The organism is Luteococcus struthionis, assembly GCF_048595755.1.
Lineage (GTDB): Bacteria > Actinomycetota > Actinomycetes > Propionibacteriales > Propionibacteriaceae > Luteococcus.
Genome location: NZ_CP184360.1, coordinates 262764 through 286394 on the forward strand (window position 1 = coordinate 262764; position 23631 = coordinate 286394).

Consider the following 23631-nt stretch of genomic DNA (forward strand, 5'->3'; position numbering starts at 1 on the left):
TCCTCAGTGGGCGGTGGCGGGGACCGACGAGACGGCGGTGACCTGCTCGGGCTCCCACTCGTCGTTGACATTGTGGGCGGTGACCGGCTTGCGCTGCGAGTGGATGTACATCCACAGGGCGGTGGCCACCAGGATCGCGAAGACCGCCAGCACCCCCAGGTATCCGGGCAACAGGTCGCCCACGAAGTAACAGAAGGCGCCAACGGCAGCCGAGGCGGGCAGTGTCACCAGCCAGGCGAGCGCCATCCGAAGGGCCACTCCCCAACGCACCTTCGCGCCCGTGCGCCCCACACCGGTACCCAGGATCGAGCCGGTGGCCACGTGGGTGGTGGACAGCGCGAAGCCCAGGTGGCTGGAGGACAGGATCACCGCGGCCGACGAGGCCTCGGCAGCCATGCCCTGCGGCGAGCTGATCTCCACCAGGCCCTTGCCCAGCGTGCGGATGATCCGCCAGCCGCCCAGGTAGGTGCCCAGTGCAATCGCCACGGCGCACACCACCTTGACCCAGACCGGGATGGAGGTGGTGTCGGTCCAGCTGCCGTAGGCGATCAGCGCGAGCGTGATGACGCCCATGGTCTTCTGGGCGTCATTGGTGCCGTGGGCCAGGCTGACCAAGGAGGCCGTACCGATCTGGCCCCAGCGGAAGCCGCGTTCCTGATAGCGCTCGGCCACACCCTGCGTGATCCGATAGACCAGCCAGGTGCCGCAGGCAGCCACCAGGATGGCCACCATCGGCGATCCGAAGGCAGGCAACACCACCTTGCCGAGCACGCCGTCCAGCTTGGACCCGTCTCCGGCCCAGTTCACCCCCTTGAAGCCCAGGGCGGCCAGCGTGGACCCCACCAGGCCGCCGAAGAGGGCGTGCGAGGAGCTGGAGGGCAGCCCCAGCAGCCAGGTGAGCAGGTTCCAGGTGATGCCTCCCACCAGACCGCAGAAGACGATCATCAGCAGCAGGTGTCCGTGGTCGGCCAGGTACTCGGGACGCGGGGCGCCCGACTTGTCCTGGATCTTGACCACGGCATTGGTCACGGTCAGCGCGACCTCGACGGACAGGAAGGCCCCCCCGAGGTTGAGGACCGCAGACAGCGTGACGGCCGTCTTGGGCTTGAGCGCGCCCGTGGCGATGGAGGTTGCCATGGCATTGCCGGTGTCATGGAAGCCGTTGGTGAAGTCGAAGGCGATCGCCGTGATGACGACCAGGCCCAGCAGCAGGAGTTCTACGGTCACGTTGAGCCATTCTTACCCACGAAGGTCAGATCCATTACATCCGGGGCCTGAACGAGAGATTTCCCACTGATGTCACACGGGTGAACTCACGGCAAGCCCTTGGATGCGATGGTGGTGGCACTGCTTTTGCGAGGAGCACCGTAGAATCGTCCGGAATGGCCAGCAGGCCACCAGCAAGACGAACACGAGGACGACGACGTGGGACTGTTCCGACCCTATGAGCAGGGCAAGACCGACCAGCCGACATCTGGCGGCTCCAGCGCCGTGACCCCGAGGCCCCCGGGACAGCGCGGTACGGACCAGCAGGGCACGGACCAGCAGGGCACGGGGCAGGACGGCAGCGGGGAGACCCGACGCCCCCAGCCCCAGAAGAACCAGCCACAGAAGAAGGGGACGCGCACCCCCACCCGCGCCGAGGCCGAGGCTGCGCGAATGGCCCGACTGCATCCCACGCTGAGCCCGAAGGAAGCGAAGAAGGCGAAGCGCCGGGCCGACCGAGAGGCCCGCTACAAGGCCCTGGAGGATGCAGAGCGCTCGCCCGAGCGTCGCCTGGTGCGCGACCACGTGGACTCCCAGATCACCTTCACCGAGTTCACGATCCCGACCATGCTCGCGATCATGGTGGTGAGCATCTGGTTCTCGCGCAACCTGGTGGCCCAGCAGATCACCTCGTTGTTGATGTTCGGCATCTTCGCGATCTGGATCGTCAACATCTTCCTGCGCTGGCGCTCCTTCAAGGCCCTTGCCTACGCGCGTGGGATGGACCCCAAGCAGCGGGGCCTGATGATGTACATGATCAATCGCATGATGACCATTCGCGCCCTGCGCCGCCCCGAGCCACGCATCAAGCGCGGCGAGGCCTACTGACCTGCACCACCCAAAGCCCCAGACCACCCAAAGCCCCAGACCACCAGGAGTTGATCATGGCCTATCTGTGGAACGCCGACCTCAATCCGGGCGCCATCGTCACGCAGGACGAGCTCACCGGCGCCGGGATCGGGCGCCATTTCGACGACCAGGCCACCGCCGAGGCCTGGCTGACGGCGAACTACGAGGAACTCGTTGATCTTGGTGTGGCAGGCGTCAGCCTGTTCGAGGAGGATCGACTGGTCTACGGACCGATGTCCCTGGAGGCCATGTGAGCCGCCGGCTGGCCAACCTCGCGCTGGCCATCGCCGGACTGGCCCTGGCCGCCTACGGGCTGTGGTCGATCACCAATCCCTCGTTCTCCTGCCGCGGGATCGAGATGCACCCCGGTGACGTGTGCCACAAGAACGACTTCAGCCAGATGGGCACGAGCCAGGTGCAGACCTATGAGGAGCGGGCGCAGGCAGCCAGGATCTCGCAACCGGTCATCGTGTTGACCGGGCTGGGCATGGCCGCCTTCGCCGGCTACCTGATGCGTCCGGCCGCGCAGCAGGCCACCGACGACTGACGACCCGCTGCGCGATCGTCGCGATCAGCCCTCCCGCACCTCGGGGGTGACGAAGGGCGGCTTCACGATCCGGAATTTCTCGACCCGGTTGCGCACCCGGACGCCCACCTCGTCGTCGAGACCGAAGCGCACGTCGACCAGTGCCAGACCGACGCCCTGCTTCAGGGTGGGAGCGAAGGTGCCGCTGGTCACCTCACCGATGACCTCCCCGGCCTCGTCGACCACCGCCATGCCGTGGCGCGGGATGCCCCGTCCGAGCGCCAGCAGCCCACGCATGCGGCGGCTGGGACCCGCGGCCTTGACCTCGCGCAGCGCATCGGAACCCAGGAAGGGTTCGGTCTTCTTCCAGCCGACGGCCCACGACAGGCCCGCCTCCACCGGATTGATCTGGGGCGTGATGTCGTTCCCGTGCAGGGAGTAGCCCATCTCGGTGCGCAGTGTGTCCCGGGCGCCCAGCCCACAGGGGCGGATCTGGAAGCGCTGCCCGGCTGCCATCACCTGGTCCCACATCTCGAGGGCGTGATCGACCGGAACCACCAGTTCCCAGCCCTTCTCCCCCGTGTAGCCAGTGCGGCAGATGGTCATGCTCCACCCGTCGCGCTCGACCACGTCGAAGGCCATGTAGTCCATGGCGGTGGGAAGGGAGAGCTCGGTGAGGACCTCTTCCGAGCGCGGCCCCTGGACGGCCAGCACCGCGTGGTCACGGTGCTGGTCGGTGATGACCAGCCCACCCAGGGCGGCCTCCTGCTCGCTGCCGGTCCGGTCCCGGAGGGCCTCCCGCTCCAGGATCGACACCACGGTGGCGGCATTGGCCGCATTGGGGATCAGGAAGACCTCGTCCTCGGCGCGAACATAGGCGATCATGTCGTCCACCACACCGCCCTGCTCATTGCACAGCATGGTGTACTGCGCCTGGCCGGGGCCGATCTTGTGCAGGTCATTGGTGAGGCACAGGTTCAGGAAGTCCAGGGCTCCGGGGCCCTGCACCAGCACCTTGCCCAGGTGCGAGACGTCGAAGATGCCCACGCCGTCGCGCACCGCGCGATGCTCGGCCAGCACTCCCCCGCCGGCATATTCCAGGGGCATCTGCCAACCACCGAATTCGGAGAACTTGGCACCGGCCTCCTCATGGCGCTGGTGCAGGGGCGAGGTCAACGGCTCGGACATGTGTCTCCCTGGGATCGAGGCGGCCGCCCGTTCGCATCGGTGCGACCCTGGAAAGTGCTGCTCGGAATTTGCGCTGCTTGGGATTGTGCTGCCACGCTACCCGACCCATCGGGGCCGCCGACAGGGCCCCGCCCCGCAACTCGTGCTGGGCTAGCCTGAAGACGCCAAGAGTCCACGAAGTCCACCGAAAGGCCCCGCCCGTGCCCAGCCCCCGCGTGCCCAGCACCCTCACCGCCGGTGCAGTCCTGCCCGTCATCGAGCTCGTCGCCAAGGCGCCCCAGGATGCCGATTTCACCGTCGTCGGTGTGACCGGCACCGCCGAGAACCCCACCCTGGTGGGAGTCCCGGCCGCCGTGGAGAAGGCCGCCCCCGCAAAGGTCGGCCAGATCGCCGTCGAGCTGGGGGCCCGCCCCGAAGCCGGCAAGGTCACCGTGCTGCCCCGCTATGCCAGCCAGCTGGTGGCCGTCGGTCTGGGCAGCGACGAACTGTCCCCCGAGCAGGTGCGGCGTGGCTGCGGAGCGGCGCTGCGCGAGGTGGCGGGCCGCGCCGACGAGCGCGAGCTGCACGTGGCGCTCAGCCTGGACACCGACGAGTCGGAGCTCGTACGCGCTGCCATCGAGGGCGCCGTGCTGGGCGCCTACACCTACACCAAGGTGGGATCGCAGGTGAAGCGCCCGATCGCACGCATCAGCGTCGTCACCGGTCTGGGTGGCGCCTCGGCCAAGCAGACCCTGGCGGAGGCACAGGCCGTCTCGCGTGCGGTCCTGGTGGCCCGCGAGTGGATCAACACGCCTGCCAACCTGCTCTACCCCCAGACCTTCGCCGACGAGGTGCGCGAGTTGGCCAAGGGCACCAAGCTCGACGTCGAGGTGCTCGACGAGAAGCAGCTGGCCAAGGAGGGCTACGGCGGCATCCTCGCCGTGGGTGGCGGTTCCGAGCGGGCCCCGCGCCTGGTGCGCGTGGAGCACAAGCCCCGCGGCGCCAAGAACCACCTGGTGCTGGTGGGCAAGGGCATCACCTTCGACACCGGTGGTCTCAACCTCAAGCCCGCCGACGGCATGTACACCATGAAGTGCGACATGTCCGGCGCCGCCGCGGTGCTGGCCGCCACCGCCGCCATCGCCGAGCTGGGGCTCGACGTGTGGGTCACCACCTACGCCTCGATGGCCGAGAACATGCCTTCGGGCACCTCCTACCGACCCAGCGACGTGATCACGATGTACGGCGGCACCACCGTCGAGAACGTGAACTCCGATGCCGAGGGCCGCATCGTGATGGCCGACGCACTGGCCCGCTCGCAGGCCGACAAGCCGGACCTGGTGGTGGACGTCGCCACCCTGACCGGCGCCTGCATGGTGGCCCTGGGCAACCGGATCGCCGGGCTGATGAGCTCCGACGACGCCACCGCCGACGTCCTGCTGGACGCCGCGGAGGCTGCCGGCGAGGAGTTCTGGCAGCTGCCGGTGCCCGAGCACATCCGCAAGGGCCTGGAGTCAAAGGTGGCCGACCTGAAGTCGAGCGGTTCGCGGATGGGTGGCGCGATGGCCGCGGCCGCCTTCCTGCAGCACTTCGTCGGCGAGGACACCGCCTGGGCCCACCTGGACATCGCCGGGCCGGCCTTCAACGACGAGGGGCCCTATGACTACGTCCCCACGGGCGGCACCGGCCACAGCGTGCGCACGCTGGTGGAGCTGGCGCGCACCCTGCAGGACTGACGGCACGGCCCCGGTACCACAGACACCCGTGGCAGTGCGCCGACCGCGAAAGCGTCGACCTGCGCACTGACCACGGGTGTCGTCATCGCCCGATGGGGGCTAGGCTGGCGGGGACAACCCATGGCATTTGCAAAGGAGCCCGAACCTCATGGCGACCGAAGTCACACTTCCGGCACTTGGTGAAAGCGTCACAGAAGGCACCATCTCCCGATGGCTCAAGGCGGTCGGCGACCGTGTCGAGGTCGACGAGGCACTCGTCGAGGTCTCCACCGACAAGGTCGACACCGAGATCCCCTCCCCCGCCGCAGGCGTGGTCCTCGAGATCCGCGTCGCCGAGGATGACGTGGCCGAGGTCGGCACCGTCCTGGCCGTGGTCGGCGAGGAGTCCGAGGCCGGCCAGGGGGGCGGCGAGGCTCCCGCAGCCCCTGCCGCCGAGGCCCCCGACGAGGCTCCTGCCGAGGAGAGCGTCCAGGCCCAGGAGGAGACCAACCAGTCCGAGGCCGCACCGGCCGATCCGTCGGCTGCCGAGACTCCGGCCGGCGCCGCCGAGGGCACCGAGGTGACCCTGCCGGCCTTGGGCGAGTCGGTCACCGAGGGCACCATCAGCCGCTGGCTGAAGGAGGTCGGCGACACCGTCGAGGCCGACGAGGCACTCGTCGAGGTCTCCACCGACAAGGTCGACACCGAGATCCCCTCGCCCGCCGCCGGCACCCTGCTGGAGATCCGGGTCAAGGAGGACGACGTGGCCGAGGTGGGCGCAGTGCTCGCCATCATCGGCGACGCCTCCGCCCAGGCGGCCCCCGCCGCCCCCGAGCAGCCCGCCGCCGAGGAGGCCGAGAAGCCCGCTGCCGAGGCCGAGAAGCCGCAGGAGGCTCCCGCCCCCGAGTCGGTTCCCGCCGAGGCCGTCGAGCAGGATGCCCCCAAGGCCGAGGAGCAGAAGGCGCCCTCCACCCCGCCCCAGCCCGAGGTTGGCGAGCCCGGTTCTACCCCGCGTCATGCCGAGGGCGAGTCCACCCCGTACGTGACGCCGCTGGTGCGCAAGCTGGCCGCCGAGAACGACATCGACCTCAACACGCTGACCGGCACCGGTGTGGGTGGCCGCATCCGCAAGCAGGACGTGCTGGCCGCCGCCGAGGCCAAGAAGGCTCCGGCCCCGGCCCCGGCTCCCGCCGCCCCGGCAGCCGCTGCTTCCACTGCCCCGTCGGCGCCCAAGGGTGCCGATCCCAGCAAGCGCGGCACCACCGAGAAGATGAGCCGTCTGCGTCAGACCATCGCCAAGCGGATGACCGAGTCGCTGCAGGTCTCGGCCCAGCTGACCGCCACCGTCGAGGTGGACCTGACCAAGATCTCGCTGCTGCGCAAGCAGCACAAGGACGACTTCAAGAAGCGCGAGGGCGCCTCGCTGAGCTACCTGCCCTTCATCACGAAGGCGTCCATCGAGGCCCTCAAGCAGTTCCCCTTCGTCAACGCGACGATCGAGGACAACGAGGTGACCTACCACGACGTCGAGCACATCGGCATCGCGGTGGACACCGAGAAGGGCCTGCTGGTTCCGGTCGTCAAGGATGCCGGTGACCTGAACATCGCCGGCCTGGCCAAGAAGATCGCCGACCTGGCCGCCCGCACCCGCGAGAACAAGGTCACCCCGGACGAGCTGGGTGGTGGCACCTTCACCATCACCAACTACGGCTCGGCCGGCACCCTGTTCGACACGCCGATCATCAACCAGCCCCAGGTGGCGATCCTGGGCACCGGCGCGCTGGTGAAGCGCCCGATGGTGCTCGACGTGGACGGCAACGAGGTCATCGCGGTGCGCGACATGATGTACCTGTCGCTCACCTACGACCACCGACTGATCGACGGCGCCAAGGCCGCGCTCTTCCTGGCAGCGGTCAAGAACCGCCTGGAAGAGGGCGACTTCGCCGGCGAGCTGGGTCAGTGACCTGAGCCGCAGGACGTGACAACGGCCTCGCACCCCGGTGGGTGCGAGGCCGTTTGCCGTCCCGGGCCGAAGGCCGAATGGGTCCCGGGGCGGCAGGCAGCTAGAATTGCCAGCTGGTGGCCCTGCCCGGGCTCCCACCGACACGAACGATGATCCGGAGCGACGATGGCGAGCGAGAAGGCCAAGGAACTGGCGGCCAAGCAGAAGGCGCAGATCAAGGCGGAGAAGGAGCGCAAGAAGCACTCCGACGACCCGCGTGACTGGGGCCAGATGCGCCAGATCAAGGAGAGCTACCGCATCACCAAGGAGCAGGATCCCAAGCTCCCCCTGGTGCTGGCGGCAGGCTTCTTCGGCCCGGTGGTGCTGGGCATCATCCTGGGCGTGCTGGTCAAGCCAGTCTTCTTCTGGGTCCTGATGGGCATCCTGGTCGGCATGACCCTGGCGATGTTCCTGTTCACCCGCCGCGTCAAGAACTCCGTCTACAAGCGCTACGAGGGCCAGCCCGGCTCGGCCGAGATCGCGCTGAACATGCTGCCCAAGGGCTGGTCGTCCACCCCGGCCATCAACGCCACCCGCCACATGGACGTGGTGCACCGCGCGGTGGGCCCCGGCGGCCTGATCCTCGTCGGCGAGGGCGATCCGGGCCGTCTCAAGGGCCTGCTGGCCACCGAGGTGAAGCGTCACGAGCAGACCGCCTACGGCGTCAAGGTGCACACCATCCAGATGGGTGAGGCCGAGGGCCAGGTGCCGCTGCCCAAGCTCGCCGACCACATCAAGAAGATGCCCAAGCAGCTCAACCAGGTGCAGATCGACGACGTGAACAAGCGCCTGCGCGCCATGGACGCGGTCCGTTCCCGGATGCCGCTGCCCAAGGGCCCGCTGCCGACGCAGACCTCACGTCGCGCCATGCGCGGCTGAGCCCACACCCTCCACCTTCGAACAACGGTCGTCGCCAAGGGCGGCGGCCGTTGTCCACGCACAGCCCCAGGAGCATCCGTGGCAGTCCAGAACCTCATCAATGCCGAACAGGTCACCAAGACCTACGGCACACGCACCATCCTCGACCGGGTCTCCCTGGGCCTGGCCAAGGCAGACGTGATCGGCGTCGTCGGGCGCAATGGCGATGGCAAGTCCACCCTGCTCAAGGTGCTCACCGGTGCGGTGGAGCCCGACGAGGGACGAGTCACCCGCACCGGGAATGTCTCCATCGGCGTGCTGACCCAGGCCGAGCAGGTGCGCGAGGGCGAGACCGTGCGCGACCTGATCGTCGCCGGGGAACCCGACCACGTGTGGGCGCGCGATGCCTATCGTCGCGCCGTGGTGGAGCACCTGCTGGCAGACATCGACCTGGATGCGGAACTGTCCCGCCTGTCCGGTGGGGAACGACGCCGCGCCGGCCTGGTCAGCCTGATGTTCGGATCACACGACCTACTGGTGCTCGACGAGCCCACCAACCACCTGGACGTCGAGGCCGTCGCCTGGCTGGCCGATCACCTCAACACCCTGCAGCAGCGCAATGTGGCGATGCTGGTGGTCAGCCACGACCGTTGGTTCCTGGACGCCATCTGCAACCGGGTGTGGGAGGTGCACGACGGCGTCGTCGACCCCTACGACGGTGGTTATGCCGCCTACGTGCTGGCCCGCGCCGAACGCGCCAGGCAGGCCGCGGCCAATGAGGCGCGCCGCCAGAACCTGGTGCGCAAGGAGCTGGCCTGGCTGCGTCGCGGCGCGCCGGCCCGCACGTCGAAACCCAAGTTCCGCATCGAGGCCGCCAACACGCTCATCCAGGACGTGCCGCCGCCGCGCGACCGGCTGGCCCTGGAGCAGTTCAGCGTCAGCCGACTGGGCAAGGACGTCTTCGACCTGGAGGACGTCACCCTGCGCTTCGGGGATCGCACCCTGCTCAACCAACTCACCTGGTCGATCGGGCCCGGCGACCGGATCGGCCTGCTGGGCGTCAACGGCGCCGGAAAGACGACGCTGTTGAACCTGTTGGCGCACGAGATGGAACCCACCTCGGGCCGGGTCAAGCAGGGCAAGACGCTGCGCCTGGGGCACCTAAGCCAGCACGTCGGTGAACTGGACGACGGTGAGACCGTGTTGGAGAGCGTCAACCGGATCAAGGCCGAGACGAAGCTGGCCACCGGCAAGGACGCCAGCGCCTCCAACCTGCTGCAGGAATTCGGTTTCACCGGGGAGAAGCTGGTGACCCGCATCGGGGAGCTCTCCGGCGGCGAGCGTCGCCGGCTGAGTTTCCTGCGGATCCTCATGCAGGAGCCCAATGTGCTGCTGCTCGACGAGCCCACCAATGACCTGGACATCGACACGCTGACGGTGATCGAGGACTACCTGGACACCTGGCCGGGAACCATGATCATCGTCAGCCATGACCGCTACTTCCTGGAGCGCGTCACCGACCACACCTACGCGCTGATGGGTGACGGCCGTTGCGTGCTGCTGCCCGGCGGGGTGGACCAGTACCTGGAGCACCGCCGCACCCGCGACGCCGGCCCCGGCAAGTCGGCCACCAGCGGCGCGGCTCCCGCGGCGTCGACGCCCGGCGACGGCCCCAGCGCCGCCGAGGTGCGCTTGGCCAAGAAGGAGATGAACCGGATCGAGGGGCAGCTCACCAAGCTGCGGGCCCGGATGGACAAGATCCACGCCCAGATGGCCGAGGCGGCCAGCGACTACACCCGACTCGGGGAGCTGCAGACCGAACTGCAGACCGCCACCGACGAGGCCGACGAGCTGGAGATGGCCTGGCTGGAGGCGGCCGAGACCGCGGAAGGTTGAGGGCAGAACTTCTCAATCCACTACCTGCTTGGGAAAAGTCCGCCATGACGTGCCCGGCACGTCACCCAGATTTCACGCCGACTTCCTAGCGTGGCGGTGCGCCCCTCTGGGCGCCCCACCCCCATTGGAAGGAAGAACCGTGATCGTCCGTCCGCAGGCTCGTCGCGCCACCATCGTTGGTGGCCTCTCCGTGCTGGCCCTGGGTGCCAGCCTCATCTCCCCCACCCCGGTGGCCACCGCCGCCCCGCAGGCCGATGCCACCGCCGACCAGGCCTACCGCGGCCAGGTGCAGGTCGTCCCCGGCAAGAATGCCAAGGCCCGCGTGCTGCACGGCAGCGTCTTCCACGACGCCGACCGCGACTCCGTCAAGGACCGTGGCGAGAAGGGCATCGCCGGTGTTGCCGTCTCCAACGGCCGCAAGGTGGTCACCACCGATCGCAACGGCAACTACAAGATCACCGTCGACGACAACACCACCGTCTTCGTCACCCAGCCCGCCGGCTACCAGGTGCCCGTCGACGAGGCCAATGTGGCCCAGTTCTACTACAACCACATGCCCCAGGGATCACCCAAGCTGAAGTACGGCGGCATGGAGGCCACCGGCCCCCTGCCCAAGGCCGTCAACTTCGGCATGGTGAAGAGCCCCGCCACCGCCACCAGCGAGCAGGAATGCATCATCGGCGGTGACATCCAGACCTACACGAAGAAGGAGGCCGAGTACGCCGCCAACGGCGCCTTCAAGGACCTCAACGCCCGCACCGGCTATGACGGCTGCGGCGCCCTGTTCATCGGTGACATCGTCGGTGACGACCTGAGCCTGTACCCCGGCATCCGTGAGCTCACCAAGAAGCTGAACGGCCCGGCCCGCTTCCTGCCCGGCAACCACGACATGGACTACGACGCCAAGAGCCGGGCGCACATGTATGACACCTTCCGCGACAAGTTCGGCCCCACCTACCACTCCTACGACGTCGGCCGCGTCCACGTCGTCTCCCTCGACACCGTCGACTACCCGGTGCCCGGCAAGAGCTACAACGGTGCCCTGGGCAAGAAGCAGCTCGAGTGGCTGAAGCAGGACCTGGCTCGCGTGCCCAAGAACAAGCTGATCGTCGTCGCCGGTCACATCCCGCTGCTGACCTTCGCCGACCAGGGCAGCGAACAGCACCAGATCGACGAGGTGAAGCAGGTCTACAAGCTGCTCAAGGGCCGCAAGGCGGTGGCCGTCTCCGGCCACACCCACAGCATCGAGAACATGCGCAAGGGCGACTCGATGGCTGGCTGGCAGGACATCTTCGGCGTCGCCGGCCTGCCCTTCCAGCACATCACCTCCGGTGCCATCTCCGGTGACTGGTACAGCGGCAAGATGCTCGAGGGCGGCTACCCGCTGGCCGTGCAGCGCGACGGCGGCCTGCCCGGCGTCGTGACCCTGGACATCAAGGGCAACCGCTACACCGAGCGCTTCACCGTGCGTGGCGACAAGGGCGCCGACCAGATGCAGCTGGGCCTCAACACCCCCGCCTACCGCGACTGGTACCGCAAGAACAAGCCGGCCACCGGCAAGCCGAAGCCGGGCACCGTCGAGGCGCTGGCCGACCCGCTGAAGGTCTCGCAGTCCGAGCTGTCCGGCACCTGGCTGACCACCAACTTCTTCATGGGCTCCACCGGCTCGAAGGTGACGGTCAGCATCGACGGCCGCCGTGCGCAGAAGGCGACCCGCACCCAGCCGATGACCGGTGAGGGGCAGTACGTCGGTGCCGAGTACTCGGATCCCGCCGCCGTCCAGGAGCAGCTGGTGAAGGGCGGTTCCGTGGCTGACCGCTCGATGCACCTGTGGCGCCAGGGCCTGCCGACCGACCTGGAGGTTGGCAAGCACACCGCCACCGTGCGCGCCACCGATGCCCACGGCCGGGTCTCCACCGAGAAGATCACCTTCGAGGTGACCGAGTGAGGCCCTGCGCCCAGCGCTGAGCCTTTCGACGGGCGGCGCCCATCACCCTGCGGTGATGGGCGCCGCCTCGTCGTCGTGAGCTTCAGGTCGTGAGGTTCAGGCTGTGGGGTTCAGTCGGCAGTGACGTCGGCGTAGACGTCACCCAGCTGCTCCGCGATCCGCTCCGGCGCGAACCGCGAGACCATCTCGTCGCGGATCTCGTCGCGCCGCCAGTCACGGAAGTGCTCCACGAAGCGTTCCAGCGAGGCGGCGGTGGCGCTCACCGACGAGCTGTCGGCGAACATGCCGACCCCTTCGTGGACGAATCCCTCGGGGCCGCCCGAGCCCTGGGCGGCCAGCACCGGCAGGCCCGAGGCCATCGCCTCGATGTAGACCACACCGAAGGTCTCCCACTCACTGAGCATGCAGAAGCCGTCGGAGCGGGCGAACTCGTCGGCCATCTGGGCGCGGCTGCGCTGCCCCGGCAGCAGGACCCGCTCCTGCAGGCCCGCCGCGACGATCCGGTCCTCGATCGCGTCGCGATCCGGGCCCTCCCCCAGCAGGGTGAGCGTCACGTCGTCGCGATGCCGGAAGGCGCTGGCGAAGGCCTCCACCAGCAGCGTCATCCGTTTGCGTGGCAGCAGGTTGCCGGCGCTGACCAGCCTGATCCCGTCGTGCGGCTCGGCGGGCAGGCTGGCGAAGGTGTCGACGTCGACGATGTTGGGCACCACCCGGACCGCCCGGTGGAAGTTGTCGGTGAGCACGTCGGCCAGCGCCGGTGAGACCGCCAGCACGGCGTCGGCGGCGCGGTAGGCCTCGGCCGCCTTGAGCCGTAGGACCAGCGGGATCGACTCGGGGGTGAACTTGGAATTGTGCTCGGTGACCACCAGCTTGAACTGGCGCCGACGGCTGCTGCGCGAGGCCGCCAGGGCGTACTTGGTGAAGTGGGCGTGCACCACGTCGGGCTTGCCGTGGCGTTGCACGATGCGGTCGTAGGCCACGTCGAAGGCGCGGTCCAACACGGCCTGGTCGAGCGCATTGGGAACCTGGCCCAGCGGAATGCTCACGGTGTGCACGTCGATGCCGCCCACCATCTGGTGGCGCACCCCGAAGGGCCGCAGTCGGCGCAGCGAACGCACGTCGAGCGCCGCGATGGCCACCCGGTGGCCGGCCGCCCGCAGCGCCCGCGCCTGGTCGAGCTCGAAGATCCCCCACAACGGGGTGCGGGGGCTTGGCACGCCCCGCGCCACGATCACGATGAACACGGTGCCCTCCTCAACGTCGATTGATGACCACGGTGCCCAGTGCCAGGTCATCCAGCCCGCGTCGGTCCGCGCCGATCACCAGGGCCGGGACGACGATCACCTTCATCGCCGCACGCGCCGCGGAACGGAACCAACCGATCTGTTCCCGGTCGAGCCGCACCACGGCGATGCGGCAGAGCAGCTGCCCGAAGGAGCCGGAGGTCAGGGCGGTGAGCACCGTCTTCTGTACGAAGAAGAAGACCATCGGCATGAAGCGTCGCCAGTCGAAACCGTGCAGCACGCCGTCGCCGAACAGCACCTGGGCCAGGATCATGCAGGCCGCCCAGTCGATCACCAGGGACGCCATCCGAGCACTCCACGAGGCCAGCGACCCGCGCCCGTGCTCGGGCAGACCCAATCCCTGGCCGGGGTACTCGTCGTCGACAACAGCGGTGCTCATGGGCGTGAGCCTACCGGGGTGTGTAACACCGTTGTTACATCCCCGGAACGATGGAGCAATCAGTGCCCGGTACCGTCGGGGTGACCGCACGAGTTCCACCTGGAGGAAACATGTTCCAAGGCGCCGAAGACATGCTGGCGTACATCAAGGACGAGGGCATCGAGAACATCGACGTCCGCTTCTGCGACCTGCCCGGCGTCATGCAGCACTTCACGGTTCCCGCGGCGGCCTTCGACGAGGCCGTCTTCGAGGAGGGCCTGTCCTTCGACGGCTCGTCGATCATCGGCTTCACCAAGGTGCACGAGTCGGACATGGCGCTGATGCCCGATCCGTCCACGGCCTTCATCGACCCCTTCCGCCGCTCCAAGACGCTGGTGATCAACTTCTTCGTGCACGACCCGATCACCAAGGAGCCCTTCTCCCGTGATCCCCGCAACATCGCCCGCAAGGCCGAGGTCTACTTCGAGTCCACCGGCCTGGGTGACACCGTCTTCTTCGCCCCCGAGGCCGAGTTCTACGTCTTCGACGACGTGCGCTTCGAGACCAAGACCAATGGCTCCTTCTACGAGATCGACTCCGAGGCCGGCGCCTGGAACACCGGGCGCGTCGAGGAGGGCGGCAACCGCGGCTACAAGGTGAAGCTGAAGGGCGGCTACTTCCCGGTCTCGCCCGTCGACCACTTCTGTGAGCTGCGCGACGAGATCGTCGCCCACATGGAGGCGCTGGGCATGCAGACCGAGCGCGCGCACTCCGAGGTGGGCACCGGTGGTCAGGCCGAGATCAACTGGCGCTTCGACACCCTGACCGCCAGTGCCGACAAGGTGATGCTGTTCAAGTACTTGGTGAAGAACACCGCCTGGGTGAACGGCAAGACCGCCACCTTCATGCCCAAGCCGATCTACGGCGACAACGGCTCCGGCATGCACGTCCACAGCTCGCTGTGGTCGAGCGGCCAGAACCTGTTCTACGACGAGAACGGCTACGGCCAGCTCTCCGACCTGGCCCGCTGGTACATCGGCGGCATCCTCAAGCACGCCCCGGCGCTGCTGGCCTTCACCAACCCGTCGACGAACTCCTACCACCGTCTGGTGCCGGGCTTCGAGGCCCCGGTGAACCTGGTCTACTCGGCGCGCAACCGTTCCGCCTGCATGCGCATCCCGCTGACCGGCAGCAATGCCAAGGCCAAGCGCGTGGAGTTCCGCTGCCCCGATCCGTCGGCCAACCCCTACCTGGCCTTCGCCGCCATGCTGCTGGCCGGCCTGGACGGCATCCAGAACCGCATCGAGCCGCCGGAGCCGATCGACAAGGACCTCTACGAGCTGCCGCCCGAGGAGCACGCCCAGGTGGCGCAGGTGCCTGCCTCGCTGGAGGAGGCCCTCAAGGCGCTGGAGGAGGACCACGAGTTCCTGCTGCAGGGCGACGTGTTCACCCCCGACCTGATCGAGACCTGGATCGAGATCAAGCGCGGCGAGATCGACGAGATCCGCCAGCGTGTGCATCCCTACGAATTCGATCTGTACTTCGCGATCTGATCGCTGTGGTCTGATGGGCAGATGGGCAGCCCGCATCACACCAGACACCACCCCGGCTCGGCGCTGCCCGCGCACGCGCCGGAACCCTTGCGGCCGGCACTGCCCCTGTGGTGCATCGAACTCGGTGAGCCCGGGGTGGTGCCGCTGGGCCAGCACCTGACGGCCTCGGCCGACCGGGTGCTGCGCCTGGCCGTCCACTGTGGAGACCCGGCCGGGGAGGGATTCGATCCGACACTGGTCTGGCCGGGGGCGCTGCCGACAGGCGGCTCCCCTCGCCCTGGGCCAGTGCGCCTGGTCGACCAGCATGGGCACCGCCCGCCGTCCGATGCCCAGGTCTCCTGCCTGGTAACCGGGCAGTGGAACCTCTTGGAAGTCCACCTTCCCGACGACGGTCCTGTTCCCGACGACGATCCTGGGCCCGCGCCGGGCACCGAACTGGCGCTCGACTGTCCGCGCGGGCAGGGACGGGTGTGGGTGCAGGTGCTGCCCGCGGCCCCCACCTGGGCCAGCGAGGGCACCGCCTCCCCCGCGGAACAGGTACGCACCACCCGCGGCACCCACGGCGGCCCCGACTTCAGCCGGGGGAACACCCTGCCCGCGGCCTGCCTGCCGCACGGCGGGGTGCTCATCACGCCCGTCACCAATGCACGCACCAGGCAGTGGGTCTACCAGTGGACACCCGTGGGTGGGCCGCACCTGGAGGCCCTGGCCTTCAGCCACCAGCCCAGCCCGTGGATCGGTGAGCGCGGCGCGGTGCAGGTGATGCCCTGGCGAGGCACCCCGCACGTCGATCCGCGACGGCGACGCCTCGCCTTCGACCACGACGACGAGTACGACCGCCCCCACCACTACCGGGTGCGGCTGGCCGATGGCACCCTCGCCGAGGCCACGCCGACACTGCACGGTGGGCTCTTCCGCTTCACCTTCGAGGACGGTGCCACCGCAGACGGCGGGAGTCGCGGCGTCGTGCTTGACCTGCCGGGACGCGGCCGCTGGCAGTGGCGGGAGCTGGCCGACGGCCGGCTGGAGCTTTCGGCCCGGGTGGAACCCTCCCCCGGCTTCGGTCGGCGCCGCAGCGACCCGGTGATGTTCTGCCACGGACAGACCCGTCAACCCGTCCGGGTGCTGCGCCAGGGCCGCCGTCGCGCCGTGGTGCTGGAGTCGTCGGGACCCGAGCAGATGCTGGAAATCGCCCTGGCGACCAGCCACGTCAGCATCGCCCAGGCGCGCCACAACCTGCGGCTCCAGGTGGGAGAACGCTCCTTCGAGGCGCTGCGGGACCATGCCAAGGACCGGTGGGACGAGCTGCTCGGACGGCTCGAACTGCCCGACGCCACCCCGCGCCAACGCGTCATCGCCTGGTCGAACCTGTATCGACTGCACTGCTGGCCGATGGCCTTCCACGAGAATGCCGCCAGCGCCGAGCAACCACGCTGGGTGCACGCCTCGCCCTTCGCCGACACCAGTTACCGACGACGGCTGCGCACCCCAGCAGACCGCACCCACCTGCCGGTGCTGGCCGGGAAGTTGTTCGTCAACAACGGCTTCTGGGACACCTACCGCACCTGCTGGCCGGCGCTGGGTCTGCTCTTCCCGGACTGGGCCGAGCCCCTGGTGGAGGGGCTGCTGCCCGCCTTCCGAGAGAGCGGATGGATGGGACGCTGGAGCGCCCCCGGCCATGTGGATTCGATGGTGGGGACCAGCAGCGACGTCATCCTGGCCGACGCGTCGGCCCAAGGGGTCGCCTTCGACGAACTGACCGGCTACGACTCGGCGCTGCGCAATGCCTGCTGCCCACCCGCCGATGCGACGGTGGGCCGCAAGGGCATCGGCAGTGCCCGTTTCCGGGGCTGGGTGGCCAGCGACGAGGTGCCGGAGGCCTTCAGTTGGAGCATCGAGAATGCGATCTGCGATGCCGCGATCGCGCGGTGGTCACGAGCTCTGGCCGAGCGCTGCGAGGAGCTGGGGGCCGGTGAACGCCGGGAGGAGTTCCTGGCCAATGCCCTGTGGTTCACCAATCGCGCCCTTGCGGTGCAGCACCACTTCGATCCCGACTCCGGGCTGTGGCGAGGCCGACGCGCCGACGGCCGGTGGAGCACCCGCACGATCGATCCGCTGGCCTGGGGAGGTGACCACACCGAGAGCACGGCCTGGACGATGAGCGCCAGCCTGCCATGGGATGGCGCCCTGCTGACCGCCTTGCACGGCCGGGGCCACGGCATCGAGGAGGGCGAGCAGGCGCTGGCACAGCACCTGGACCGGCTGGTCTCCATCCCGGAGCATGCCGACCGGCCGGGCAGCTACCGCCGGGTGATCCACGAGATGCGGGAGGCCAGGGCCTTGCGTCTGGGGCAGTGCGCCCTGTCGAACCAACCCGCCCACCACCTGCCCTTCATGCACCTGCACGTCGGGCAGCCCTGGCGCAGCCAGCAGATCGTCGGCGAGGCGCTGGATCGGCTCTTCGTCGGCGACGAGATCGGCCAGGGCTACCCGGGCGACGAGGACAACGGCGAGTTGAGCGCCTGGTGGCTCCTGGCCGCCACCGGGCTCTACCCGCTGGCGCCCGGAAGTGGCGAGGTGGTGCTGGGCGCGCCGCTCTTCTCCACCCGGTGGCACCGCCCAGAGGGCAGACTGACGGTCACCGCGGCGGGCCAGGGGTCCTACATCGCGGCCGTCAGCCTCGACGGGGAAGCCTGGCACGAGGTCTCGATCCCGATCGAACGGCTGCGCGGTGAGGTGGAGATACGGGTGGAACGCTCCCCCGAGCCCACCGGCTGGGGCGCCGACAGTCGGCCCTGGAGCCTGTCGACCAGCCCCTTGGGACGTGACTGGGGGCCGTGGCGTCCGGATCGGTCCTCGTCGGCGCGCTGGACGCTGGACGCGGCACCGGCCCCGCTCAGCCTGTGGGACGACAAGGGCGACCACCCCGTCCCGATCGCGGCCGGCTCACGCCTGCGCGGCGAATGGTCCCGGGCCTGGCGCCCCCGCCTGCTGACCCTCACCGCCAGGCAAGCGGCCCTGCCCCGGGTGGTGGCGGTCCTCGACGGGAAGCGACGTGAGGTGGCGGTGCGCCACCCGGGGCCCCGGTGGCCACGGCAGAGCGTCGCGCTGCTCCTGGACGGTGACCCGCTGGAGACCGTGGAACTGCATTTCGACCAGCCGGTGGAGCTGCTGCAGGTGGAGGTGCTGTGAGGCGGTCCGAGCCCTGACCCCTGTGGCGAGCGCGGTCCATGGGCACGGCAGACTGGGGAACCCCGGTTCGCGACGAGGAGAACGATGCCAGCTCCCCAGATGTACCTCAGTGGCCTCGACCTGAGGGGCCGTCGCGTCCTGCTGGTGGGGGCGGGCCGCGTCGCCACGCGTCGCATCCAGCGCCTGCTGGATGCCGGCGCCGACCTGCTGGTGGTCGCACCGCAGGCCAGCGAACGGATCCGGAGCCTGGCCGAGGAGGGCCGACTCACCTGGCTGCCCCGTGCGGTGCAGGCCGACGACCTGGCGGGAGCCTGGTACGTGATGGCCGCCAGCGACGACGTCCGCGCCAATGAGCTGGTCTCGGCGGAGGCCCTGCGCCGTCGCATCTTCTGCGTGCGTTCCGATCGGGCCAGTGCCGCGACGGCCTGGACCCCGGCGGTGGAGGTGGTCGGCGACTTCCTGGTGGGCGTGTTGGGCAACCGCGACCCGCTCGGCTCGGTCGCGCTGCGCAAGCGGATCCGGCAGGCCCTGGACTCCTGAGGCACCCCCGTGTGACACAATGCCCGGGAGCCGCCACCAACTGGTGCCCGGCACACAATTCCAGATCGGTCCCGTGGATGCGAGGAAGCCGGAAGAGCCGGCACGGTCGCGCCACTGTGTCCACCCCGTCATGCGGGGTGGGAGTCAGGAACTCCACCGCGGGACAGACCCAACCGACGAGACGCGTCATCTCGAGAAGGAGTCACCTCATGCACATCGCTGAAGGTTTTTTGTCACCCGCGCACTGCGCACTCTGGTTCGCCGCCAGCACCCCCTTCGTCATCCATGGGGCCCGAGCTGTCATCGCCGAGGCTCGCCGCAGCCCCGAGAACAAGCTCATCCTCGCCGCGGCCGGCGCCTTCACCTTCGTCCTGTCGGCCATCAAGCTGCCCAGCGTCACGGGCAGTTCGTCGCACCCCACCGGCACCGGGTTGGGCGCGGTGCTCTTCAAACCACCCGTGATGGCCTTCCTGGGCACCGTCGTGCTGGTCTTCCAGGCCTTGCTGCTGGCCCACGGCGGGCTGACCACGCTGGGCGCCAATGCCTTCTCGATGGCGATCGCCGGCCCCTGGGCCGGTTACGCCGTCTTCGTGCTGTGCCGCCGGGTGGGTCTTGATCCCGCCGTGGGCATCTTCGGCGCCATGATGACCGCCAATCTGACCACCTATGCCGTCACCTCCTTCCAGCTGGCCCTGGCCTACCCCGATGCCGCCAGTGGTTTCCCGGGTGCCCTGGGCAAGTTCCTGGGCGTCTTCGCCATCACCCAGATCCCGCTGGCCGTCATGGAGGGGCTGGTGGGCGTGCTGGTGCTGCGCTTCCTGGGCAGCGTCGCACTGCCCGAACTGCAGCGCCTGGGCGTGACCGGCGCCAAGACCACCACCAAGGAGGCCGTCCATGTCTGAGCGGATCAGCTCCCCCCGTCCTCGGGCCTGGGTCAGCGCCCTGCTGGTGGCGGCCGTGGTCGCCATCTTCGCCCTCTCGATGGCCCTGGCGCCTCGCCCCGACGACGAGAGCGTCGAGGCCTTCGGCGGCACCGACGCGGCAGCCACCGAGGCCCTGGCGGCCCAGGGCGTCGAGCCATGGTTCGAGCCGATCTTCGAGCCCGGCTCCGGTGAGATCGAATCGGGGCTCTTCGCGCTGCAGGCGGCCGCGGGCGCCGGGGTCCTGGGCTTTGCCCTGGGCAACCTGCGCGGCCGACGAGCCGAACGCGATCGTCAGTCCTTGGCCGACTGACATGCCGTTGACCAGCATCGACGATGCCGCCTGGGCCAGCCCCTGGCGGCATCGTCGCGTGGGCGAGAAGGCGCTGCTGAGCGGTGGGCTGGTCCTCACCGCGGCCGCCGCGCCCGCCTGGCCGGGAACCTTGCTGGTCTCCGCGGTGGCGCTGGGTGCTCTGGTGGGGCCTGCCCGCATCCGGCCGGCGACGCTGGCACGCGTGATGGCGGCACCGCTGCTCTTCGTCACCGTGGGTGCCGCCTCCGTCGCGGTACGGCTGGGCGCCGCCCCCGTCGCGGCCGATCCCGGCTGGCAGTGGGGCCCGGTGGGCATCGGACCCGACGGGCTGCGGCAGGCAGTCGCCCTGCTGGGCCATGGCGTGGCCGGAGCCCTGGCGGTGATGGTCTTGGCGGCCACCACCCCGATGGTCGACCTGGTCACCTGGGGACGACGCTGGCGAATCCCCGACGCACTGTTGGAGATCGCGTCGCTCACCTACCGACTGGTGTGGGTCCTGCTGGCCACCGCCACGGCGATCCGACGGGCCCAGACGGCCCGTCTGGGCGACGCCGCCCCGCTTTCCCGCCGGCTGCGGGCCACCGCCGACGCGATGGGCAGCGTCCTGGTGCGCGCCTGGCACCAGTCCCTGCGGCTGGAACAAGGGCTGGCCGGACGGGGCTACGAGTCCTCGCTGACCACGCTGGCGCCCCGACGTGCGGCATCGTGGCCCTTCGTCGTCGTCAGCACCCTCTGCCTGGTCCTCATCTGGCTGCTGGTGGCCTGGAGCGGGGCCCACCATGGGTGACGGCGTCCCTGGCAGCGCCCCAGCTACCCCTGCCCCGGTTGCCCCTGCCCTGAGCGCCGTCGGCTTGGAGGCAGACCACGGTGGCCCGCCGGTGCTGCGGCAGGCCACCATCGAGGTTCCCGCGGGCTCCCGGATGGCGCTGCTGGGCGCCAACGGGTCGGGCAAGACCACCCTGCTTCGCTGCCTGTCCGGTGCTCTGGCCCCCACCGCGGGGACGGTGTGCGTGGCGGGACAGGCGATGCAGACCAGCCGCTCGGGTCTTCGTCGGCGCCGACGCCTGGTGCAGTTGGTGCTGCAGGACCCCGACGACCAGCTCTTCAGCGCCGACGTGACCCAGGACGTGTCCTTCGGCCCGATGAACCTGGGGCTGTCCGAGGCCGAGGTGCAGGACCGGGTGGCGCAGGCCTTGTCACTGCTGGGCATCAGCCACCTTGCCGACCGCCCCACCCACCACCTGTCCTATGGGGAACGCAAGCGAGTGGCCACCGCCGGAGCGGTCGCGATGCGGCCCCAGGTGCTGTTGCTGGACGAGCCCACCGCGGGTCTGGATCCCGTCGGGGTGCACGAGATGTTGGACTCGCTGGAGCAGCTCTTGGCCGGTGGCACCACCGTGCTGCTGGCCACCCACGACGTCGACCTGGCCTTGGCCTGGGCGGACCACGCCGCCGTGGTGCTGGACGGCAGGGTGCACCAGGGGCCCGCGCCGCGGCTGCTGGCCGATGCCGAACTGCTGCGGGCCGCCCGACTGCACCGCCCCTGGCCGCTGGAGCTCGCGGCACGACTCGGCCTGTCCCGTCACGGCCCGCCCGAGGCGGCACCCCGCCATCTGGACGACATCGTGGCCCTGCTCCAGGGCTCGCGAAAGCTGTGACAGCATGAATGGTCCCATCGTGAGGAAGAGCATGAACCGATCCATCCCACGCCCCACCGAGGGCAGCCTGGCACCACTCGAGGCAGGCACCGTCACCCTGGTGGGCGGCGGCCCCGGCGACCCCGGGCTTCTCACCGTCGCGGGGCTGCAGGCCCTGCAGCAGGCCGACGTGGTGCTGGTCGACCACCTGGCCCCGCAGGAGTCACTGGCCCAGTGTCGGCCCGACTGCGAACAGGTCTGGGTGGGCAAGCTGCCGCGCGGCGAGTTCGTCGCGCAGGAGCGGATCAACGAGCTGCTGGTGAAACATGCGCTGGCAGGCCGACGCGTGGTGCGCTTCAAGGGCGGCGACAACTTCGTCTTCGGGCGCGGCGGCGAGGAATGGCAGGCCTGTGCCCAGGCAGGGGTGGCCGTGCGGATCATCCCCGGGGTCACCTCCAGCGTCGCGGCCCCGGCACTGGCCGGCATCCCGGTGACGCATCGCAGTCTGGTGCAGGGCTTCACGGTGGTCAGCGGCCACGTCCCGCCCGGTGACCCGCGCAGCCAGCTGGACTGGGCGGCGCTGGCCGCCACCCGCACCACGCTGGTGGTGCTGATGGGGGTGAAGTACCTGCCCCAGATCGCCGAGGCGCTGGTGCAGCACGGCATGGATCCGCAGACCCCCGCCGCGGTGGTGGAGCGGGCCGGCCAACCGCAGATGCGGCAGGTGCGTGGGCCACTGGGCCAGATCGCCACACTCTCGCGTGACGTGCACCCACCGGCGGTCACGGTGATCGGCGAGGTGGCCGGGCTTCAGCTCGGCTGAAACCCCCTCAACCAGGCCAGCACCTCGTCGGGGTGGTGCACCTGCGGCCCGGGCAGCCGGGGCCGGCGCAGCATCACGACGTGGACCCCCAGTTGCGCGGCGGCCTCCAGCTTGGCCGCATGCGAGTCGCCACCCAGGTCACGCACCACCATCACCCGGTGCCCGCGCAGCAACCGCAGCTCGGTCTCCAGGGGCTGTGCGCCCCGCATCTGCACCACCTGCCAGCTGGCCGGACGGGGAAACCCGTCGTCGACGGCCACGCGTGCGGTGACCGGCTCGGGCAACAGGTGGTAGTGCCACAGGGGTTGGCGACCCACGCCCAGGAAGACGGGTGCCCCCACCTGCCCCGCGGCCTGGCAGGCCAGGTCATGGCCGTCCACCCAGGTCCAGTCGCCGGCATCGGCCCGCTCGGCCCAGCTGGGCCGCACGATGCGCATCATCGGCAGGCCCAACATGGCGCACACCCGGTGCGCATTGCGCGACATGGTGCGCGCATAGGGGTGGGTGGCGTCGACGACGGCCCAGACCTGATGACCCCGCAGCCACTGCGCCAGCCCCTGCTGGCCCCCGAAACCGCCGTGACGCACTCCCCCGGGCGGTGGGGCGTCCGTCACATCCGACGGCAGCGAGCTGACCACGTCGACCCCGCTGCCGTGCAGGGCCTCGGCCACTCGGTGGCCGATGGTGGTTCCGGAAAGCACGAGGACGGTCATGACCAGCATCCAACCAGCTCCCGGGGCCCCGAAGGCTGCTCGCGCGAACGC

The 23631-nt window shown here is 69.5% G+C and carries 21 protein-coding genes; 16 read left to right on the top strand and 5 right to left on the bottom strand.

Annotated features, from left to right (window positions below):
* Positions 1 to 3 precede the first annotated feature (3 nt).
* Positions 4 to 1227 (bottom strand): inorganic phosphate transporter, encoded by a 1224-nt coding sequence (locus ACOAMO_RS01240; protein WP_420175781.1) that lies wholly within the window; start codon positions 1225 to 1227, stop codon positions 4 to 6.
* A gap of 198 nt (positions 1228 to 1425) precedes the next feature.
* On the opposite strand from ACOAMO_RS01240, the gene ACOAMO_RS01245 reads away from it, so the two are divergent.
* From ACOAMO_RS01245 to ACOAMO_RS01255, 3 genes are read left to right on the top strand one after another with little or no spacing between them, the layout of a single operon-like run.
* The gene (locus tag ACOAMO_RS01245) at positions 1426 to 2094 is read left to right on the top strand and encodes a DUF3043 domain-containing protein (RefSeq protein ID WP_420175782.1); all 669 of its coding nucleotides are present in this window, start codon (positions 1426 to 1428) and stop codon (positions 2092 to 2094) included.
* A gap of 56 nt (positions 2095 to 2150) precedes the next feature.
* Positions 2151 to 2369: a hypothetical protein gene (locus ACOAMO_RS01250; protein ID WP_420175783.1), complete on the top strand. Its 219-nt coding sequence runs from the start codon at positions 2151 to 2153 to the stop codon at positions 2367 to 2369.
* On the top strand, positions 2366 to 2662 hold the full coding sequence (locus tag ACOAMO_RS01255) for a hypothetical protein (protein WP_420175784.1): 297 nt from the start codon (positions 2366 to 2368) through the stop codon (positions 2660 to 2662). The genes ACOAMO_RS01250 and ACOAMO_RS01255 overlap by 4 nt, the downstream gene beginning before the upstream one ends.
* A 24-nt stretch (positions 2663 to 2686) precedes the next feature.
* On the opposite strand, the gene gcvT is transcribed toward ACOAMO_RS01255, so the two are convergent.
* Entirely contained in the window at positions 2687 to 3829 is a 1143-nt protein-coding gene (gene gcvT / locus ACOAMO_RS01260) for a glycine cleavage system aminomethyltransferase GcvT (protein WP_420175785.1), read from the bottom strand.
* Between the two features lie 200 nt (positions 3830 to 4029).
* On the opposite strand from gcvT, the gene ACOAMO_RS01265 reads away from it, so the two are divergent.
* The 5 genes from ACOAMO_RS01265 to ACOAMO_RS01285 all read left to right on the top strand — a co-directional run bounded on the left by ACOAMO_RS01265 (position 4030) and on the right by ACOAMO_RS01285 (position 12227).
* Positions 4030 to 5544 carry a leucyl aminopeptidase gene (locus ACOAMO_RS01265; protein ID WP_420175786.1) on the top strand — a complete coding sequence of 505 codons (1515 nt, stop codon included), beginning with the start codon at positions 4030 to 4032 and terminating at the stop codon, positions 5542 to 5544.
* A gap of 148 nt (positions 5545 to 5692) precedes the next feature.
* Positions 5693 to 7486 (top strand): 2-oxoglutarate dehydrogenase, E2 component, dihydrolipoamide succinyltransferase, encoded by a 1794-nt coding sequence (sucB, locus tag ACOAMO_RS01270; protein WP_420175787.1) that lies wholly within the window; start codon positions 5693 to 5695, stop codon positions 7484 to 7486.
* Positions 7487 to 7651: 165 nt separating this feature from the next.
* Positions 7652 to 8404 carry a DUF4191 domain-containing protein gene (locus ACOAMO_RS01275; protein ID WP_420175788.1) on the top strand — a complete coding sequence of 251 codons (753 nt, stop codon included), beginning with the start codon at positions 7652 to 7654 and terminating at the stop codon, positions 8402 to 8404.
* A gap of 78 nt (positions 8405 to 8482) precedes the next feature.
* Positions 8483 to 10279, top strand: coding sequence for an ABC-F family ATP-binding cassette domain-containing protein (locus tag ACOAMO_RS01280; RefSeq protein ID WP_420175789.1), 1797 nt, complete (start codon positions 8483 to 8485; stop codon positions 10277 to 10279).
* 139 nt (positions 10280 to 10418) lie between these two features.
* Positions 10419 to 12227 (top strand): calcineurin-like phosphoesterase C-terminal domain-containing protein, encoded by a 1809-nt coding sequence (locus tag ACOAMO_RS01285; RefSeq protein WP_420175790.1) that lies wholly within the window; start codon positions 10419 to 10421, stop codon positions 12225 to 12227.
* A 110-nt stretch (positions 12228 to 12337) separates the two neighbouring features.
* Here ACOAMO_RS01285 and ACOAMO_RS01290 read toward each other — a convergent pair whose 3' ends face one another.
* Positions 12338 to 13471, bottom strand: coding sequence for a glycosyltransferase (locus ACOAMO_RS01290; RefSeq protein ID WP_420175791.1), 1134 nt, complete (start codon positions 13469 to 13471; stop codon positions 12338 to 12340).
* A gap of 10 nt (positions 13472 to 13481) precedes the next feature.
* Entirely contained in the window at positions 13482 to 13910 is a 429-nt protein-coding gene (locus tag ACOAMO_RS01295) for an RDD family protein (protein ID WP_420175792.1), read from the bottom strand.
* A 110-nt stretch (positions 13911 to 14020) separates the two neighbouring features.
* On the opposite strand from ACOAMO_RS01295, the gene glnA reads away from it, so the two are divergent.
* The 8 genes from glnA to cobA all read left to right on the top strand — a co-directional run bounded on the left by glnA (position 14021) and on the right by cobA (position 22867).
* Positions 14021 to 15442 carry a type I glutamate--ammonia ligase gene (gene glnA, locus ACOAMO_RS01300; protein ID WP_420175793.1) on the top strand — a complete coding sequence of 474 codons (1422 nt, stop codon included), beginning with the start codon at positions 14021 to 14023 and terminating at the stop codon, positions 15440 to 15442.
* A gap of 21 nt (positions 15443 to 15463) precedes the next feature.
* On the top strand, positions 15464 to 18634 hold the full coding sequence (locus ACOAMO_RS01305; protein ID WP_420175794.1) for a GH92 family glycosyl hydrolase: 3171 nt from the start codon (positions 15464 to 15466) through the stop codon (positions 18632 to 18634).
* 84 nt (positions 18635 to 18718) lie between these two features.
* The gene (locus ACOAMO_RS01310) at positions 18719 to 19174 is read left to right on the top strand and encodes a precorrin-2 dehydrogenase/sirohydrochlorin ferrochelatase family protein (RefSeq protein WP_420175795.1); all 456 of its coding nucleotides are present in this window, start codon (positions 18719 to 18721) and stop codon (positions 19172 to 19174) included.
* 209 nt (positions 19175 to 19383) lie between these two features.
* Positions 19384 to 20076 carry an energy-coupling factor ABC transporter permease gene (locus tag ACOAMO_RS01315; RefSeq protein ID WP_420175796.1) on the top strand — a complete coding sequence of 231 codons (693 nt, stop codon included), beginning with the start codon at positions 19384 to 19386 and terminating at the stop codon, positions 20074 to 20076.
* A complete protein-coding gene (locus ACOAMO_RS01320) occupies positions 20069 to 20407 on the top strand; it encodes an energy-coupling factor ABC transporter substrate-binding protein (RefSeq protein ID WP_420175797.1) in 339 nt (112 codons plus the stop codon). The genes ACOAMO_RS01315 and ACOAMO_RS01320 overlap by 8 nt, the downstream gene beginning before the upstream one ends.
* A 1-nt stretch (position 20408) precedes the next feature.
* Positions 20409 to 21194, top strand: coding sequence for a cobalt ECF transporter T component CbiQ (gene cbiQ / locus ACOAMO_RS01325; RefSeq protein WP_420175798.1), 786 nt, complete (start codon positions 20409 to 20411; stop codon positions 21192 to 21194).
* On the top strand, positions 21187 to 22065 hold the full coding sequence (locus ACOAMO_RS01330) for an energy-coupling factor ABC transporter ATP-binding protein (RefSeq protein WP_420175799.1): 879 nt from the start codon (positions 21187 to 21189) through the stop codon (positions 22063 to 22065). The genes cbiQ and ACOAMO_RS01330 overlap by 8 nt, the downstream gene beginning before the upstream one ends.
* Positions 22066 to 22096: 31 nt before the next feature.
* Positions 22097 to 22867 carry a uroporphyrinogen-III C-methyltransferase gene (gene cobA, locus ACOAMO_RS01335; RefSeq protein WP_420175800.1) on the top strand — a complete coding sequence of 257 codons (771 nt, stop codon included), beginning with the start codon at positions 22097 to 22099 and terminating at the stop codon, positions 22865 to 22867.
* On the opposite strand, the gene ACOAMO_RS01340 is transcribed toward cobA, so the two are convergent.
* Entirely contained in the window at positions 22855 to 23580 is a 726-nt protein-coding gene (locus tag ACOAMO_RS01340) for a precorrin-6A/cobalt-precorrin-6A reductase (RefSeq protein ID WP_420175801.1), read from the bottom strand. The two genes, cobA and ACOAMO_RS01340, sit on opposite strands and share 13 nt — an antisense overlap.
* Positions 23581 to 23631 lie beyond the last annotated feature (51 nt).